This is a genomic window from Streptomyces sp. NPDC020917 (assembly GCF_044333795.1).
Classification (GTDB): domain Bacteria; phylum Actinomycetota; class Actinomycetes; order Streptomycetales; family Streptomycetaceae; genus Actinacidiphila.
Map to the genome: position 1 here is coordinate 102,215 of NZ_JBIRRR010000007.1, position 15,944 is coordinate 118,158.

Consider the following 15,944-nt stretch of genomic DNA (forward strand, 5'->3'; position numbering starts at 1 on the left):
GCGTGATGCGCCACCCGCACTCCCCACCGCTGCCATTGACGCTGTCGCGACCGAAGCCCTGCGCTTCGGTGAGATCCTGTCGGCGCGGTCAACGCGCGGACGGTGCGACGCTTGCCTGTCGTGGTGCGCCGGCAGAGGGGGTGAGTCCCACGGTGCCGGTCAGGTTCGCCCCGGCCAAGTTCGCGTTGGTCAGGCGCGCGCCGGTCAGGTTGGCACCGGTCAAGTTCACCCGGACCAGGTCTGCGCCGACCAGATTCGCCCCGGTCAGGTCCGCACCGTGTAGGTCTGCACCGTCCAGATCAGCGCCGTGCAGGTCCGCCTGGTATAGGTAGGTGTCGACCAAGTGAGCACCCCTCATGCTCGTGCCGTGCAGGTCCGCATCCGACAGTTTCACGCCGGTTAGGTCTGCGCCGGTCAGTAGCGCGTCGACCAGGTTCGCTTGGGTCAGGTCCGCACTGTGCAGGTCCGCACGAGACAGATCAGTGCCCTCCAGGTGTGCCCAGGTCAGTTGAGCGCCGCTCAGGTCCGCGCCCTGGAGGTCTGCGCCGGAAAGGTCCATCGAACCGAAGGCGCTGGTCAGTGAGAATTCTGTGCCATGGAGTTCGACGCCGTGGAGGTCTGGGGACGTGTCCGGGACGAGCGGTTCGGCGAGGATGCGCAAGGCAGCGTAGACATCACTGGCGGGGTGATCGGGGGCAGTCTTGCCCCTTCCAGGTTGAGAGGCGTGTCCGCGGATAAAGGCGGCGACGACCTGGGCAACGGTGGGGGCGTCGCGGGGGGAGTCCTGGGCAATGCGCTGCAGCGCGTACAGGCCGCCGATCCGGACCGCTTCAGCGTCGTCGCCAAGGTTGGTGACGGCGGCGGTGTAACGGTCGGTGACCTGACCGTCTCGGGTGAGGTGCTGCTCGCTGGTTGCCTGCCGAACCGTCACCAGCGCTGCTCCGGCCGCCGCGAGGGTGGAGATGCTGACCAGCATCGCCACCGAGCGCTCCAGCCGCGTCCACCATCGCCCGGGGCCCGGGCTCGCCAGGGTCGGGGCGGAGGCGCCGGCGGCGGGGGGTGAAGCCGCCGGCGCGGCGGCCGTGCCGACCGGTGCGGGGGTCGGCGTCCCAGCGGGTGGCACGGCAGGCGAGGTCGACGCGGAAGGCGGCGGGGTCGGCAGTGTCCGACGGCGGCTGAGCCGGATGGCGATGCGCCGTAATCGTGTAATGCGCGCCCCGGGGGCGGGAGTCGGGCTGCTCATAGCGGCACTCCAGCAGATCCCGGCTCCACAGAAGGCTCCGGCGAACGATACGTGACGCTCTTGAAACGCGTCCGCTACCACAGACAGTCCTCAGATCGCCTTGAAACGCCTCCAGCGCTCTGACCTGCTCTGTCACAGTACGGCAGTACCCGTGCCGGTCCGACACCCCCTTCCGTTCCCTCTGCACCTGCGGGCTGCCTCCATCGGGACGTAGGCATGCCGGCGGGACGCGGTCATTACGGAGAAGGGCGACAGGTTCACCATCAGTGATCGGGATGTTTCACGGCCACGGGGGTCCTGGGATGGCTACGGGAACGTACACGAGCTGAAGTCCTGACCCCCAGCGTTCGGCTGCGGGTGACGAAACGTGACGCGCCGTCCAACACGCCCAGGTCAGGGCCCAGCCACCTGCATTCCAGGTGCGACGTACTGGACCTGGAAGACCACGGGCCGATCGAGTCCGGCACGTGGGAGCGCAGCAGGGCGACCGCCTACGACGTCATCCGCGCCACCGAGATCCACCGCTACGCCGCGGTGCTGTGCGAGAACGTCGTGGAGTTCGCCACGTACTGTGAGGTGTTCGAGTGGTGGCGCACCGGCATGCACCACGTCGGCTACACCTCCCAGATCGTCTCGGTGTCCTCCGCGCACATCGGCGGCGCGGGCAACCTGCACGCGCCGCAGTGGCGGGACCGGATCTAGATCGTTTATCTGGACACTTTCATGATCATCGAGTGCGGAGTCACGCGGTGGTGTGTCACCCGATCGAGGCGATCTGCGCCGGGCTACTCCGGTCGGTCATTGCAGGATGCTCAACTTGGCGGCAACGAGTTCGGAGCGGGTCAGCTCCAGCAGTCGACCCATCCAGTTCCGTCCTTCGAGCCCGCGTTCCCCCCAAAAGGTCGATCCGACTTCGGTGTAGATCATTCGGGTGGTGCCTGTGGCCATCAGCGTCTCGGCGAACTCGGGGTGCTGCTGAAATTCGCCCGCAGCAGGCGCGTCATGACGGCGACTCGAACTCGGGGCCAGTCGTCGCGCAGGACGGAATCTTCAGCGAGCTTCTGCGCGTCATGCGGCCTTTCTGCCCCGAGGACCTCAGCCTGTCGGTGTTCGTCGGCGACCGCCAGCGCCCAGTAGGCGTGCGCAACGGTGGGGTAGGTCAGGTTGCCCACGACGATCGAGCGGGGAACTCATTGCGCAGCACGAGGGTGCCCGGGTTCTCGGGCCAGCCGCGGGGGAAGACCGCTTGGTTGAGATGGACGCTGCTCTCGACCGGTTCAGTCGGGCCGTCGGCGGGTGTCTTCGTCTCGTGCTGTTTCCGCAGTTGCTCGCGCTCCGCGAAGTACTCCAAGGCGGAGGCATGCATCTCCTCGGTGACATCGACGGTGTTTCCGTTCCACAGCTCGATCTGGCTACCCGGGCCTGTCACGCTCACCCGGAGGGGGAAGTCTTTGCGGTCCATGTCGCCCAGGGCGTATCTCCGCAGGTGTTCCGGGATGGCTTCGTAGGCTTCTCGAACGGCGGTCCGGTTGGCCTCGATCGGCTGCTGCCGGAAGACGTCGACGGCGGCGAGACAGCGGCGGGTGGAGTCCGGACGGCCGTTGAGGTTGTCGATATCGTCGCGGACCTCGCCGAGCAGCATCTCGGGGGTCAGCCCGGTCTTCGGCTCGGCGAACTTCCACGAGGCGAGGTGGTGGGCCGATGCCTTGGCGCCTTCGGGCAGGTCGGTGGCGACCCATCCTGAGGCGAGTTTGCCGGCGAAGCCCTCCAGGTTTTCCAGACCCCAGCAGTCGACCATTCCGTCGGCGTAGATCAGCAGGTCGGCGAGGAAGTAGTTCCCGCCGTTGCGGATGAAGGCATGGCGCCAGGTGCCCTCAATGCGCTCGCCGTCCACGTCCCGCTTCAACGAATGGCTGTGACGTTAGCCCGGGGGGGCGAAGGTTGCTCATGCCATGCTGGCCTGGCGTCAGCACCACGCAAGTGGAACGAGGGGATATCTCCGATGCCAACTCCGTACTACTGCGCCGACAGTGAGAACGGCGACCACATCGGCGATCCGTCGGAAGACGCCCTGTTCATGCTGATACTGCCTCCCGCCTCGGTCACGTGCCGGCCGGGCACAACGCCCGGGGGGTCAGAAGGAGTCGCCGTACCAGTGGACGGCGCCCGGTGCGGTGACGGTCGCGAGCACCTCGGCGGTGGGGGCAATCACGGGGCGCGCCATGCCGTAGTGCGTGGTCGCGGGGACCGTCTCGGCGAGGAGGTACGGGAGCGCGTCGAGAATGGCGGGCTCCGCGGGGAGGCGCACCGCCGCGGTGGTCGCGCCCGCCGCGCGCGCCCGGATCGCGGCGGCCGACAACAGGGCAGCGGCACCGGCCGCTTCCCGGCCGGGCGCCAGGGCCATCTCCGCGATCTCGGCCTCCCCGGGGGCGGGGTGGCGGAGCACAGCGAAGCCCAGGGGGGAGGGGGCGCGCTCGGTGTCCTCGGCGATCAGGATGGCCGCCGGAGGCGCGTACCAGACGGGTACCCGGTGCTCCCAGTCGTCCGCGCTGCGCACCGTGGTCAGCGGACGAGTCGCGTCGAAACCGTCCCGCAGCGCCCGCAGGGCCGGCAGGTCGGCCCTGGTCGACAGGCGTACGGCCGCGGCGCCGGGGTGCGGCGCCCGCTCGGCGAGCGGGCCGGACCAGCCGGGGGCGGCGAAGGTCCGCCACCCCGCGGCTTCGTAGACCTGCGGCGTGCCGGTGAACAGGAGCGACCAGGCGCAGCCGTCCGCCGTCATGGCGTCCACCGCCGCCGCGAGCAGCCGCCGGACGTGGCCGCGGCCGCGCGCGTCGGGGAGGGTGGCGACGCTGCCGAGGCAGCCGACGCGCTGCGGGCGGCCGGTGGCCGAACGGATCGGGCGCGGCAGGTAGTGGAGCGCCGAGACCACCCGCCCGCTGTCGTCCTCGGCAAGGAAGGTGCGGGCGTGCCGGCCCTGGTCCTGGCCCCACAGGGCGCTGACCGTCCCCGCGTCGGGGAAGGCCGCCGCCCACAGGGCGTGCAGCCCCGGCTCGTCCGCCGCGGTGGCGGTGCGGTAGCGCATGGCGACGGCCTTCCTTTCTGCTGTGCTGCTGTGCTGCTGTGCTGCTGTGTGGAACCGTGTTCGGTAGTGCGGCGATGCGGCGGTCCCGGTGTGGCCCTGCGGCCTTGCGCCTCCGCGGGGATCTGCCGCACCACCCGTCCCGCCCGGTCAGAGGATCAGATTGCCGCCGGTGGCGCTGACCCGCTTGCCGTCCGCCGGCAGGCCCTCCCGGGTCACGCCGTCCTCGGTGCACGCGGTGTGCAGGAGCGACGACGTGCCGGTGAACGCGGCTGCCGCCAGGGCGAGTCGGCCGCCGGTGAGGCGGGCGCCGACCGCGCTGTAGCGGTTGCCGCCGTCCGCGACCTGCACGTGGGCGGTGTCCGCGTCGGCCGCGCTGCTGCGCAGGTCGGCCAGGTCCCAGGTGATGGTGGCGGCGGTCCCGGCCGTGCGGGAGAGCAGGGCCTTGGCCGCGTTGGTGCCAGACAGGACCGCACCGCCGCCGACGCTGATCCGCTGGTCGCGCACGGCGCTGAGCGCGATGCCGGTGTCGGTGAGGCTGCCACCGTCGACGGTGATCTCGGACGCCCCGACCGCGAGCGGCGCCGCGTTCGGGCTGCCGGCCAGCCGGCAGTCGGTGAGGTGGACCGGGCCACTGCCGCGCAGCACGTTGCCGTCCAGGCCGGTGAACGTCGTGCGCACGAAGTGCACCGGCGCCGTCACCGGGGTCTGCACGAGTACGGAGGCTTTCGGCAGGTCGAAGCTGCAGTCGGTGACCGTCGTCGGCCGGGTGGAGCGGGCGGACTTCTGGGCGACGGCGAAGAACGAGGCGGTGCAGCCGCGCAGTTGGGCGCCGTCCGCGTTGATCACCAGGGTGCCGGCCGGGTCGAAGGTCGGCCGGGCGATGACCTTGACGTTCTCCAGCGTCAGGTCGGTGATCCTGGTGTTGGCGGTGAACCAGGAGCAGACGTGGTCGCGCACGGTGATGCGCTTGGCGGAATTGCCCCACTGGACACCGGAATTGGCGATGTCCATCAGGCCGGAGTTGCCCTCGAAAAGAAGGTCGTGCTCGTACTGCCCGTGGGTGGTGAAGGGGTTGCCGCCCTCGTCGTCGCCGTCACCGTGGCAGTTCACGACCTGGCAGTAGGCCGATGCCGTCAGATCGTTGAGGTGCCGGACGTTGCTGGTGGTGCAGTCCGCGACGTGGCCGTAGAGGCAGTAGATCTGCTGGGTGAGGTAGCCGGCACCGCCGTACATCACGGTGGGCGGGTTCTTCAGGCTGCACTGGACCGTGCGGTAGCGAGTGCACCAGCGCCGCATGATGACCGGCCAGAACGTGCCGGTGGCGTGGATGCCGGAGACGTCGCAGTCCACCGCGTACTCGTACGCCACCGGGGCCGATCCGGTGTACTCGTCGTCGACCGCGCCGGTGTCCTGGCCGGCGCCGAGGAAGACGAGGTTGTCCACGCGGGCGCCGACGACCGGTTCGACCCGGCGCCAGGTGACCGTGCGGCCGGCCGCCAGCGGCCAGCCGTTGAGGTAGTCGACGCGGATGTGGGTGCCGTCGATGATCTCGGTGACCTCGACCATCTTCTGCAGCTCGCGCTCGTCGCTCCCGCCGCCGGCCACCTCGTCGCTCTGCACCGCCCACCACTGGCCGACCTCGAACGCGCCGGAGTCGGGCACCGGGAAGGCGTCGGTGAGCTCGATGACCTCGGCGGGCAGCGCGTGGCTGACGGTGTCGGAGGTGAGGGTGCCCTGGAAGAAGAGGACGGCGCCGAACGGGTTGTCGTGGGCGTTGCGCTCGATGCCGCCGGTGTGGACGGTGTGGCCGCCGAAGTCCAGCACGATCCGGGAGCGGTGGTAGGTGTGGCGGCGCCGGAAGAGCAGGTCGGTGTGGGCTTCCACCCGGTGCACGGACGGGTCGTCGACCATGGCGTCCAGCGCGTCGTCGGCGGGGGTGGCCGCGTCGAACAGGCCGAATCCGCGGAAGTCCAGCACACCGTCGTGCAGCCGCCGCCAACGGCCTTGCGCCGGGCGGTCGTTCGGTCGCAGCACGGTGCCGCCGTTGGGCGTGCTGGTGCTGCCGGCGTCCCACCGTACGGTCATGCCGCCGCCGTCGCCGGGCGTGCGGTAGCCGGCGACCACTGCCACCTCCCCGTCCCGCAGCGACTTCGACGCGGTGGCGAGCAGGTCGGCGACGGTGGCCGCGGCGGTCGCGGGCTGCGCCGCACCGCCGGCCTTGGCGCTGCTTGCGGTGGCGTGCGGGTCGCTGCCGGCGGGGCCGGCGGCCTGGGCCGGCACGGTGGTGAGCGCGCCGGCGGCAACGGCCGCCGCGCCGAGCCCGCCGGAGCGCAGCAGGTGTCTTCGGGTGGTGGTCATGGGGTGGTGCCGTCCTTCCGCTGGGGGTCGAGCGACGTGCGGTACGGGGGCATGAACGCGGTGCGCGGCATCTGGTCGGCCAGGACCCCGCCGTCCACCACGATCCGGGTGCCGGTCAGGTAGGCGCCGCCGTCGCCGGCGAGCAGCAGCAGCGCGGCCGTGCACTCCTCGGGCCGCGCGTAGCGGCCCAGCGGGATGCGCCGGCGGTACGCCGCCTCGAACGCCTCCCGGTCGAACGGGAACTCGCCGTCGATGGGGGTGTCCACCATGCCGGGGGCCAGGCTGTTGACGGTGATGCCGTGCGGGGCCAGCTCGACCGCGAGGGTCTGGGTGAGCAGGTCCACCGCGGCCTTGGAGGCGTTGTAGTGCGCCAGCCCGGCCTCGGCGACCAGCGCGTTCTTGGAGGTGATGTTGACGATCCGGCCGGGCACGCCGTCGGCGACCATGTGCTCGGCGATGCGCTGGGTGAGGAAGAACACCGCGTCGAGGTTGACCCGCATCACGCGGTACCAGCTCTCCGGGGTGATCTCGTTGAACCGCTCCAGCGCCGCCGTGCCGGCGTTGTTGACCAGGATGCGGAGCGGACCGGCCTGCTCGCGTACCCGGTCGGCGAAGCCGTGCAGCGCCGCGGTGTCGGACAGGTCCTGCTCGACGACGAGCGCGCCGCGGCCCGTTTCCCGGACCAGCGCGGCGGTCTCGCCGAGCCCGCCGGCGCCGGGCAGGTCGGTGAGGACCAGGTCGGCGCCGGCCTCGGCCAGTGCCACCGCGAAGGCCCGGCCGAGGCCCCGGGCGGCGCCGGTGACCAGCGCCGTGCGGCCGGTCAGGTCGAAGCGCGCCGCGGCGGCCGGGTTCCCGGTGGGGGTCACGACCGCTCCAGCCCGAGCAGGTCCAGCGACGGGCGGTGGATCAGCGCCTCCACGGCGTCCTGGTCGAGCGGGTCGAGGCCGGGGATGCCCGGGATGCGGGCGATCCGTCGCAGCCCGTCCACCGAGTCGTTCACCGTGGTGAACGGGTAGTCGCTGCCGAACAGCAGCTTGTCCCACACGCCGTAGTCCTGCACCAGGCGCAGGCTGTGCCACAGCTGGAACGGCCGGTAGTGCAGCGCGCTGATGTCGGCGTAGACGTGCCGGTGCTTGCGGATCACCGCGATGCACTCGCCCTCGAAGGGATGGCTCAGGTGCGCCAGCACCATCCGCAGTTCCGGGTGGCGCATCGCCACCCAGTCCAGATGCCGCGGCATCGCGTACTCCAGCGGCGCCTGCGAGACGAAGGTGGTGCCGGTGTGCACCAGCAGCGGCAGGCCGTGCTGCTCGGCGTACGCGTAGAGCGGTTCGTACGCCTCGTCCGCGGGGTCGAACCCGGCGTACATCGGCATCAGTTTGATGCCGCGCAGGCCCAGTTCCCGGTGGCCGAAGCGGAGTTCGTCCTGCCAGCCGGACTGGGTCGGGTCGAGCGAGAGGTAGCCGATCAGCCGGTCGGGGTGCTGGGCGACGTATCCGGCGACGGCGGCGTCGTCGACCCACAGCCCGCTGCGGCGCGCCTTGCCGCCGACCACCACGGTGCGGGTGCCCTCCGGCGCGCTGGCCGCGTAGTCCTCGTAGCGCACGGTGAGGTCCACCTCGCCGGCGTGCGCGCGAGCCGACTCGGCCCGGAAGGCGTCGTCGAAGTCGTGGCTGTGCCGGAAGAGATGGGAGTGCACGTCAACGATCATGTGCGGTTCCTCTTCTCCCAGCCGTCCGCGAACATGTTCCAGAAGCGGTGGGTGGGCGGGTGCTCCGCGAAGACCTCGTCGACCAGTTCGATGCCGAGCCCGGGCGCGGTCGGCAGCTCGATGTGGCCGTCGACGATCGGCAGCGCGCCGCGGACCGCCTCGAAGACGTACGGTTCGAGCAGCCCGTCGAAGGTCTCCAGGATCTTGAGGTTGCTGATCCCGAGCGTGGCGTGCACCGAAGCGGTGGTGCACAGCGGGGAGTTGGAGTTGTGCGGGGCGACCAGCATGCCGTGCGCGTCGGCCTGCGCGGCGATCTTCCGCACCTCGGTGAAGCCGCCGGCCATCGACAGGTCGGGCTGCACGATGTCCACCGCGTCGGTGGCGAACAACTGCTTGTACTCGTACCTGTTGTGGAAGTGCTCGCCGCCGGAGATCGGGAACGGCGCGATCTGCCGCAACTCGGCGTAGCGCTCGATGTGCGTCCAGGGCAGCGGTTCCTCGAACCAGCCGATGTCGTACGGCGCCAGCTCGTGCACCAGCCGCCGTGCGGTGGCCATCGCGAACCGGGCGTGGCCCTCGATGAAGAGGTCCACCTCGGGGCCGACCGCCTCGCGCACGGCGGCGACCAGGGCCAGCGAGCGGCGCAGCTCGGTCCGTTCCAGCTCGTGCAGGCCGGCGCCGAACGGGTCGAACTTCAGCGCGGTGAAGCCCTTGGCGACGGTCTCCTTCGCCTTGGCGGCGAACTCGGCCGGCTCGCGCTCGCCGGTGTACCAGCCGTTGGCGTAGACCCGGACCCGGTCGCGGGTGGCGCCGCCGGTCAGCCGGTAGGCGGGCACGCCCAGCGCCTTGCCCATCAGGTCGTACAGCGCCTGGTCCACGCCGGACACGACGATGCCGCCGATGTCGCCGCCGCGCAGGAAGTCGCCCTGGTACATGCGCAGCCACAGCTCTTCGACGTCGAACGGGTCGGCGCCCAGCAGGTGGCGGTGGCCCATCGCCTCGGCCAGCCGGCAGGTCTCGTCCACCCGGTAGGGGTGGGTGATCTCGCCGACGCCGGTCAGGCCCTGGTCGGTGTGGATCCGGACGTAGCCGAAGTCGCGCCAGGCGGTGCCCAGTTGCAGGGTCTCGACCTTGCTGATCCGGCCGGCGGGGCCGGCCGGGCGAGTGGTGTTCACGGTCAGCATCAGCGGGCTCCCGTGCCGGCGCCGGCGCCACCCATGGTGGACACGTGCGCCAGGTCGCTGGGCCCGCCCTCGGCGAGGGTGCGCTTGACAGCCGCCTCGGTCGCCTCCAGCAACTGGTCCACGTCGGCGTCGGTGTGCGCGTAGGACAGATGGCTGCGCTTGAGGTTGAGCGGCAGCTCGAAGACGCCGTGCTCGATGAGGTGGCGGCGGTATCCGACGAACATCGCCGTGTCGTTGGCGAGCAGGTCGTCGTAGCTGAGCGGGGCCGGGCCCGACATGAAGTAGCTGACGAAGACCGAGCCGTAGCCGGTCACCACGGCGGGTACGCCGATCCGCCGGTAGAGCGCGTCGAGTTCGGTGCGCACCCGGGTGCCGAGCCGGAACACGTGCTCGTGCACCGGCTGTTCGCGCAGTTTGCGCAGCGTGGCCAGGGCGGCGGCGACCGGCAGCGGGTGCCCGTTGTAGGTACCGGCGAAGAACACCGGGCCGCCGGGGCGGCTGCTGAACTGCTGCATCAGGTCGGCCCGGCCGCCGAGGGCGCCGATCGGGGCGCCGTTGGCGATGGCCTTGCCGAGGGTGGTCAGGTCGGGGGTGATCCCGCAGATCGCCTGGTAGCCGCCGAGGGCGTGCCGGAAGCCGGTGATCACCTCGTCGAAGACCAGCACGCTGCCGGCCGCGGTGCACTCCTCGCGCAGGGTGCGCAGGAACTCCTCGGTGGGCAGCAGCGCGCCGACGTTGTGCGGGATGGGTTCCACGATGACCGCGGCGATGTCGGCGCCGTGCTCGGCGAACGCCTGCCGTACGGCGGCGGCGTCGTTGAAGCGCAGCACCAGGGTGGCGTCGAGGACTTCGGGCAGGATGCCGGTGGAGGTCGGGTCGTGCCGGCCGACCCGGTCCGGGGCCGAGATGACGTTGAGGCTGACCGCGTCGTGCCAGCCGTGGTAGCAGCCCTGGAACTTCACCACCAGGCGGCGCCCGGTGGCCGCGCGGGCCACGCGCAGCGCGTGGAACGTCGCCTCGCTGCCGGTGCTGGTCAGCAGCACCTGCTCGATCGAGGGGATCAGCTCGGCCAGTTGCTCCGCGAGGTCCACCTCGGCCTCGGTGACCGCGACCCCGGTGAGGCCGATCCGGCCCGAGGCGTCCGCGACCGCGGCGGCCACGTCCGGGTCGTTGTGGCCGAGCAGCGGCGGCCCGAACGCGGCGTGGTAGTCGGTGAACTCCCGGCCCTCGGTGTCCCAGAAACGGGATCCCGCGGTCCGGGCGATCACCAGGTCGGTGAGGCCGGGAATGCTCCGCTGGCCGCTGTTGACACCGCCCGGTATCACCCGGCGGGCCCGCTCGGCGAGCGTCATGTGGTGCTCCTCGCGTCGATGCTGTGGGTGACGGTCCCGGCCCTGCCCGGCCGGGACCGCAGGACGCCATCCGCCCGGCAAGTCGTCGCAGGATTCGTTCGCTGCACTGAAGGAACGATTTTCAAGAACACTGTTCTGAATATCCGAACAGTGGGCTGATCTTAGATCCGGCTTCACGCCTCGGTCAAGGGGGGTCCGGTGGTAAACTGTTTCGCTATGCAGAACAGTGCTGAGCGTGGGCTCGATGACGAGCGGGACCGCGCATCGGGGGCGGAGCCGAAGTACCTGGTGAAGACCGTGGCGCGGGCCGCGGAACTGCTGGAGGTGCTCGCCGCCGGTGGGCCCGGGGCGGGACTCAGCGTGACCGAGGTCGCCCAGCGCAGCGGCGTCTCGAAGAGCGCCGCGTTCGGCCTGCTGCAGACGCTGCGGCACTACGGCCTGGTGGCCGACGAGGGCGAGGGCATGAACCGCCGTTACCGGCTGGGGATGTCGCTGGCCCGGCTCGGCGACCGGGCCCAGGCACAGGTCTCGCTGCGGGACGTGGCACGCCCGATCCTGCGCGAGCTGACCGCCGCCACCGGCATGGCCTCGCGGGTCGCGGTGCCGCAGGACGGCCAGGCGGTGATCCTGGACCAGGTCGACGCCGGCGGCGGCCTGCGGCTGGACCTGCGGATGGGCGCCCGCGAACTGCCGCACTGCACCGGGATCGGCAAGGCGCTGCTGGCCGCGATGCCGGAGCAGGAGGCCAGGGAACTCGTCGCCCGTACCGGGCTGCCCCGCCGCACCTCGCGCACCATCACCGACGAGGCGACCCTCTTCTCCCACCTGGCCGACGTCCGCGCCACCGGCTACGCGCTGGACGACGAGGAGGACGCCGAAGGGATCTTCTGCATCGGCAGCGTGGTCCGCGACCACCGGGACCGGTGCGTCGGCGCGATCAGCATCACCGGCCTCAAGCTCGATCTGCCCGGCTGGCGGTTCCGCGAACTCGGCCTGCAGGTAAGGGACTTCGCCGAAAGGATCAGTCAGAGCCTGGGCCATGGCAACGCCGGGGCAACACCCGAGGGTCGCACGACGGCCACCGCGGGGTCTTGACCGATTCACCGGCAGGGGCATAACGTCTCGCCCCGTCGGACGGTGCAGCGCACGCACCCTGCCCCTGGTCTGCGCTTTTACCGCACCGGTCCGCACCGCCATCCGCATGTCCGGCAAGCGTCACGGGATTCGTCCTCACCCCCAGGCCCATCGAAGGCTGAGGCACACCGTGAACGTATCCCCTGGCCCCGTGCCGGGTTCCACCATCCGCCAGAGCCCCGGGTCGAGCCCCGAGCCGGGCCGTCCCGACACCTCCCGCCGCAAGCTGCTGCGGGCCGGCGGCATCGGCGGCCTGCTGCTCGCGGCCACCACCACCGCGGTCGCCGCGGGGGCGGGCACCGCGTCCGCCACCGGATCCGGCACCGCGACCCCGCCCGGCCAGGCCGCCCCGCCGATCACCGTCGACACCGTCGCCCGGCTGCTCGCGCTCGACCCCAGGCCGCTCGCGAACGGCACGGTCGCGCTGGTCTCCGGCTACCGCGCGGCCGGTGACGGCGGCGGCCTGGTGGTGCGCTGGGACGCCACCGCCACCGACGCCCCCAACGGCGGCACCGTGCTGCGCCCGGCCGGCCTCACCGGCCAGGGCCGCTGGCGGATGGTCCACGACGGCCTGCTGGACTTCCGCCAGTTCGGCGTCTTCGACGCCTCCACCCCGGCCGACGCCGCGCTGGACGCCATGGTCGGCGACCCGGCCGTCCACCGGATCGAGGCGCACACCGACCTGAACTTCACCAAGCGCCACACCTTCTCCCGCTCCGGGATCGAGCTGGACTTCGGCGGCAACAAGGTCACCACCACCGGGATCGAGCCGAACTCCTACAACAACCCGTTCGGCGCGGTGCTGTACTTCCTCGGGAAGGTCACCGGCACCACCGTCAAGTCCCGGCTGTCCGCCCCGATGCCCGACCTCGCCGACATCTTCGAGGTGCCGTCGAGCACGTCCTTCACCGTCGGGCAGTGGTGGAGCGTGGAGATCGACGCGGCCGCCGGCACCGGGCTGTACGAGAAGGAGGTGCAGAAGCTCGTCCAGGTCACCGAGATCGTGGACGGCACGCACATCCGGGTCAACTACAAGATCGGCTGGGACCTGGCCGCCGGGCGCACCTTCACCTGGACCCGCGTCGAGCCGGTCGAGCGCGTCCACGTGCGCAACATGGTCTTCGAGGGCGTGCCCGACGTGGCGGACAACGACACCGTCACCGGCTCGCACCCGATCGCCTACGAGTACGCCGTCTCCTGCGACGTCTCCGGCATCGACGCCACCGGCACCTTCTGGCCGGTCGTCATGCGCCGCTGGTGCACCTACTTCCGCACCTCCGAGTGCCAGTTGAAGAACCCGGCCTCGGTCACCTACGGCGGCGCCGGGTACCTCACCCAGCAGATCTACTGCCTGTACGGCCACGTCGAGGACTGCCACGTCGCCAACGCCCGGCACCTCAACGACTGGACGGCCTCCGCCTACGGCTACGTCACCAACTGCCACGGCGACGGCGACGACCAGGGCCCCTTCGTCACCCACGGCCAGTTCGAGCACGACCTCACCTACACCGGCAACTCCGGGCTGATGACGTTCGCCAACTCCGGTGCGGCCTGGGGCGGCGCGGCCAAGCGGGTCACCGTCCGCAAGCACGCCTGCTCCTGGTTCGTGGCCAGGACCAACGTCACCGACCTGACGCTGGAGGACATGCTGGTCATCGGCAACGCCCAGCCCAACTCCGGGATGATCTGGGTGAACTCCGACGGCGCCCAGCTGCGCGGCTGCGTGGCCTCCGGCCCGCTGGTGGTCTCCCAGTCCTCGAACCGGTCGCAACGGCCCACCGTGATCGCCGACTCGTCCTTCACCCAGGGCAAGGCGTCCGAGGTCACCGCGGCCACCGTCCGCTCCGACGTGCACCTGCTGCGGGTCACCCTCAAGGGCCTGGACGGCGCGCAGTTCAACGGCACCGGCGAACTCGTCCTCGACCACTGCACGTTCACCGGGGCCTCGGCGGGCGCCGGCCCCAGCACGGTCGCGCACGCCGGCACCTCGGTGCACGGCGGCACCTTCACCGACACCGGCCTGGTGCTGAAGTCCACCAAGGACCAGCGGCTGTGGGTCGACGGCGGCGCCCGCTTCGCCGGCGCCAACAGCGCGGCGGCCTTCCTCGCCCGCAGCGGCGCGGACCGCACCGTCAGCTGGCAGCTCGACGGCGTCGACTCCCGCGCCGGGGACGCCGGGACCGCGCACCTGCTGATCACCGACGGCGTCAACCACTACCGCGCTGGCGGCTCGGCCTTCGCCGGCGGCCGCCTCGAACTCGCCCCGGCCGCCTTCACCGGGGACAGCCACCTGCTGCACACCGGCTGCACCGAGGACGGCGTGACCCGCACCGCGATGCCCGCCGAGGGCGACCGGGTGCGGCACACCGCGGGGAACCTGCTGCTCTGAGAGCCGCCGGCCGGGCCGGTCACGACCCGGGCAGCCGGGCCCGTCACGAACCCCGGCCGGCCCGGCCGCCCGACCCGCCCACCCCGCACCGCCCTTGCCCGTCGCGGCACCGCGCGCCGCTCCCGTCCCGCCGACCCTTCGCGCCCACCGTGAAAGAGAGACCATGGCCACCGACCAGACCAGCACCGGCGGCACCCCGATCGAGGGCCGCCCGGTGCGGATCGTCCTCGTGGGCGCCGGCAACCGCGGGCTGACCTACGCCGCATGGATCCGCGACCACCCCGAGCGCGCCCGGATCGTCGCCGTCGCCGACCCGCGGCCGCAGGCGCGCGCCTCCGTACCCGGGGCGACCGGATACGGCGACTGGCGGGAACTGCTCGCCGCGACCGAGGCGAACGGCGGCCCGCTGGCCGACGGCGTGATCGTGGCCACCCAGGACCGCGAGCACGCCGAGCCGGTGCTGGCCCTGGCGCGGGCCGGGTACGCGGTGATGACCGAGAAGCCGCTCGCCCCCACCGAGGCCGAGTGCCGCGCCATCGTCGAGGGCGTCGAGGCGGCCGGAGTGCCCTTCGCCGTCTGCCACGTGATGCGCTACACCCCCTACACCGACCTGGTGAAGAGCGTGGTGGACAGCGGTGTCCTCGGCACCGTCACCGGGCTCGACCACCTGGAACCGGTCGGCTGGTGGCACTACGCGCACAGCTACGTCCGCGGCCCGTGGCGCCGCGAGGACCTCTCCTCGCCGATGATCCTGGCCAAGTCCAGCCACGACCTGGACTGGATCGCCTACGTCACCGGCCACCGGATCGAGACCGTGGCGAGCTTCGGCTCGCTCGCCCACTTCCGCCCGGAACACGCCCCGGAGGGCGCCGCCGCCAACTGCCTGGACTGCCCGGTCGAACCGAACTGCCCTTACTCCGCGCCCAAGCTCTACTACCCGGCGCTGCGCACCACCGGCGGCGCCTGGCCGATCGACCACGTCACCGCGCACGCCACCGGCCCGCAGGACCAGGACGTGCTCACCGAGGCGCTGCGCACCGGCCCGTACGGGCGGTGCGTGTACCGCGCGGACAACGACGTGGTCGACAACCAGGTGGTCGCCATGCAGCTGTCCGGCGGCGCCACGGCGGTCTTCACCATGACCGCCTTCACCGAGCAGACCCACCGCCAGACCCGGATCTTCGGCAGCCACGGCTGGCTGCGCGGCGACGGCGAGCGGGTCGTCGTGCACGATTTCCGCGACGACACCACCCAGGTGCACGACGTCGGCACGAGCGGCTCCAACGCCGCGGACGGCCACGGCGGCGGCGACCGGGTGCTGGTCGAGTCGTTCGTCACCGCGCTCGCCACCGGCGACCGCTCCCACATCCGCTCAGGACCGGTCGAGTCCCTCGGCAGCCACCTCGCCGCCTTCGCCGCCGAACGCTCCCGGCACGGCGGAACGGTCGAGACCGTGCCGATCCGCTGACCTGTACTCCCACCACCGCCCTG

Annotated in this window: 13 protein-coding genes; 4 read left to right on the top strand and 9 right to left on the bottom strand. The window is 71.6% G+C overall.

The window, feature by feature from the left end:
- Positions 1-88: 88 nt before the first annotated feature.
- Positions 89-976 carry a pentapeptide repeat-containing protein gene (locus ACH4TG_RS17255; protein WP_398243450.1) on the bottom strand — a complete coding sequence of 296 codons (888 nt, stop codon included), beginning with the start codon at positions 974-976 and terminating at the stop codon, positions 89-91.
- A gap of 624 nt (positions 977-1,600) precedes the next feature.
- Here ACH4TG_RS17255 and ACH4TG_RS17260 point away from each other — a divergent pair.
- Positions 1,601-1,945 carry a hypothetical protein gene (locus ACH4TG_RS17260; protein WP_398243140.1) on the top strand — a complete coding sequence of 115 codons (345 nt, stop codon included), beginning with the start codon at positions 1,601-1,603 and terminating at the stop codon, positions 1,943-1,945.
- A 245-nt stretch (positions 1,946-2,190) separates the two neighbouring features.
- Here the strand turns inward: ACH4TG_RS17260 and ACH4TG_RS17265 are convergent, their stop codons facing one another.
- From ACH4TG_RS17265 to ACH4TG_RS17300, 8 genes are all read right to left on the bottom strand, one after another.
- Positions 2,191-2,415 carry a hypothetical protein gene (locus ACH4TG_RS17265; protein ID WP_398243141.1) on the bottom strand — a complete coding sequence of 75 codons (225 nt, stop codon included), beginning with the start codon at positions 2,413-2,415 and terminating at the stop codon, positions 2,191-2,193.
- The gene (locus tag ACH4TG_RS17270; protein ID WP_398243142.1) at positions 2,403-3,137 is read right to left on the bottom strand and encodes a hypothetical protein; all 735 of its coding nucleotides are present in this window, start codon (positions 3,135-3,137) and stop codon (positions 2,403-2,405) included. The genes ACH4TG_RS17265 and ACH4TG_RS17270 overlap by 13 nt, the downstream gene beginning before the upstream one ends.
- A gap of 240 nt (positions 3,138-3,377) precedes the next feature.
- Entirely contained in the window at positions 3,378-4,325 is a 948-nt protein-coding gene (locus tag ACH4TG_RS17275) for a GNAT family N-acetyltransferase (protein ID WP_398243143.1), read from the bottom strand.
- A gap of 147 nt (positions 4,326-4,472) precedes the next feature.
- Positions 4,473-6,683 carry a peptidase C14 gene (locus tag ACH4TG_RS17280; protein ID WP_398243144.1) on the bottom strand — a complete coding sequence of 737 codons (2,211 nt, stop codon included), beginning with the start codon at positions 6,681-6,683 and terminating at the stop codon, positions 4,473-4,475.
- The gene (locus ACH4TG_RS17285; protein ID WP_398243145.1) at positions 6,680-7,549 is read right to left on the bottom strand and encodes an SDR family NAD(P)-dependent oxidoreductase; all 870 of its coding nucleotides are present in this window, start codon (positions 7,547-7,549) and stop codon (positions 6,680-6,682) included. Before ACH4TG_RS17285 ends, ACH4TG_RS17280 begins: the two co-directional genes overlap by 4 nt.
- Positions 7,546-8,394, bottom strand: a complete 849-nt coding sequence (locus tag ACH4TG_RS17290) for an amidohydrolase family protein (RefSeq protein ID WP_398243146.1) — start codon at positions 8,392-8,394, stop codon at positions 7,546-7,548. Before ACH4TG_RS17290 ends, ACH4TG_RS17285 begins: the two co-directional genes overlap by 4 nt.
- Entirely contained in the window at positions 8,391-9,578 is a 1,188-nt protein-coding gene (locus ACH4TG_RS17295) for a mandelate racemase/muconate lactonizing enzyme family protein (RefSeq protein WP_398243147.1), read from the bottom strand. Before ACH4TG_RS17295 ends, ACH4TG_RS17290 begins: the two co-directional genes overlap by 4 nt.
- The gene (locus ACH4TG_RS17300) at positions 9,578-10,930 is read right to left on the bottom strand and encodes an aspartate aminotransferase family protein (RefSeq protein WP_398243149.1); all 1,353 of its coding nucleotides are present in this window, start codon (positions 10,928-10,930) and stop codon (positions 9,578-9,580) included. Before ACH4TG_RS17300 ends, ACH4TG_RS17295 begins: the two co-directional genes overlap by 1 nt.
- A 216-nt stretch (positions 10,931-11,146) precedes the next feature.
- Between ACH4TG_RS17300 and ACH4TG_RS17305 the strand changes: the two genes are divergently transcribed.
- From ACH4TG_RS17305 to ACH4TG_RS17315, 3 genes are all read left to right on the top strand, one after another.
- Positions 11,147-12,025 carry an IclR family transcriptional regulator gene (locus ACH4TG_RS17305; protein ID WP_398243150.1) on the top strand — a complete coding sequence of 293 codons (879 nt, stop codon included), beginning with the start codon at positions 11,147-11,149 and terminating at the stop codon, positions 12,023-12,025.
- A gap of 595 nt (positions 12,026-12,620) precedes the next feature.
- Complete coding sequence (locus ACH4TG_RS17310; protein ID WP_398243451.1) at positions 12,621-14,453, top strand: peptidase C14; 1,833 nt, start codon at positions 12,621-12,623, stop codon at positions 14,451-14,453.
- Positions 14,454-14,616: 163 nt separating this feature from the next.
- Entirely contained in the window at positions 14,617-15,921 is a 1,305-nt protein-coding gene (locus ACH4TG_RS17315; RefSeq protein ID WP_398243151.1) for a Gfo/Idh/MocA family protein, read from the top strand.
- The last annotated feature ends 23 nt before the right edge of the window (positions 15,922-15,944 follow it).

Coding starts and splice junctions, on each gene's coding strand:
- ACH4TG_RS17255 (WP_398243450.1), bottom strand. CDS start 976: ATGCTGGTCAGCATCTCCACCCTCGCGGCGGCCGGAGCAGCGCTGGTG.
- ACH4TG_RS17275 (WP_398243143.1), bottom strand. CDS start 4,325: ATGCGCTACCGCACCGCCACCGCGGCGGACGAGCCGGGGCTGCACGCC.
- ACH4TG_RS17280 (WP_398243144.1), bottom strand. CDS start 6,683: ATGACCACCACCCGAAGACACCTGCTGCGCTCCGGCGGGCTCGGCGCG.
- ACH4TG_RS17290 (WP_398243146.1), bottom strand. CDS start 8,394: ATGATCGTTGACGTGCACTCCCATCTCTTCCGGCACAGCCACGACTTC.
- ACH4TG_RS17295 (WP_398243147.1), bottom strand. CDS start 9,578: ATGCTGACCGTGAACACCACTCGCCCGGCCGGCCCCGCCGGCCGGATC.
- ACH4TG_RS17300 (WP_398243149.1), bottom strand. CDS start 10,930: ATGACGCTCGCCGAGCGGGCCCGCCGGGTGATACCGGGCGGTGTCAAC.
- ACH4TG_RS17305 (WP_398243150.1), top strand. CDS start 11,147: ATGCAGAACAGTGCTGAGCGTGGGCTCGATGACGAGCGGGACCGCGCA.
- ACH4TG_RS17310 (WP_398243451.1), top strand. CDS start 12,621: ATGGTCCACGACGGCCTGCTGGACTTCCGCCAGTTCGGCGTCTTCGAC.
- ACH4TG_RS17315 (WP_398243151.1), top strand. CDS start 14,617: ATGGCCACCGACCAGACCAGCACCGGCGGCACCCCGATCGAGGGCCGC.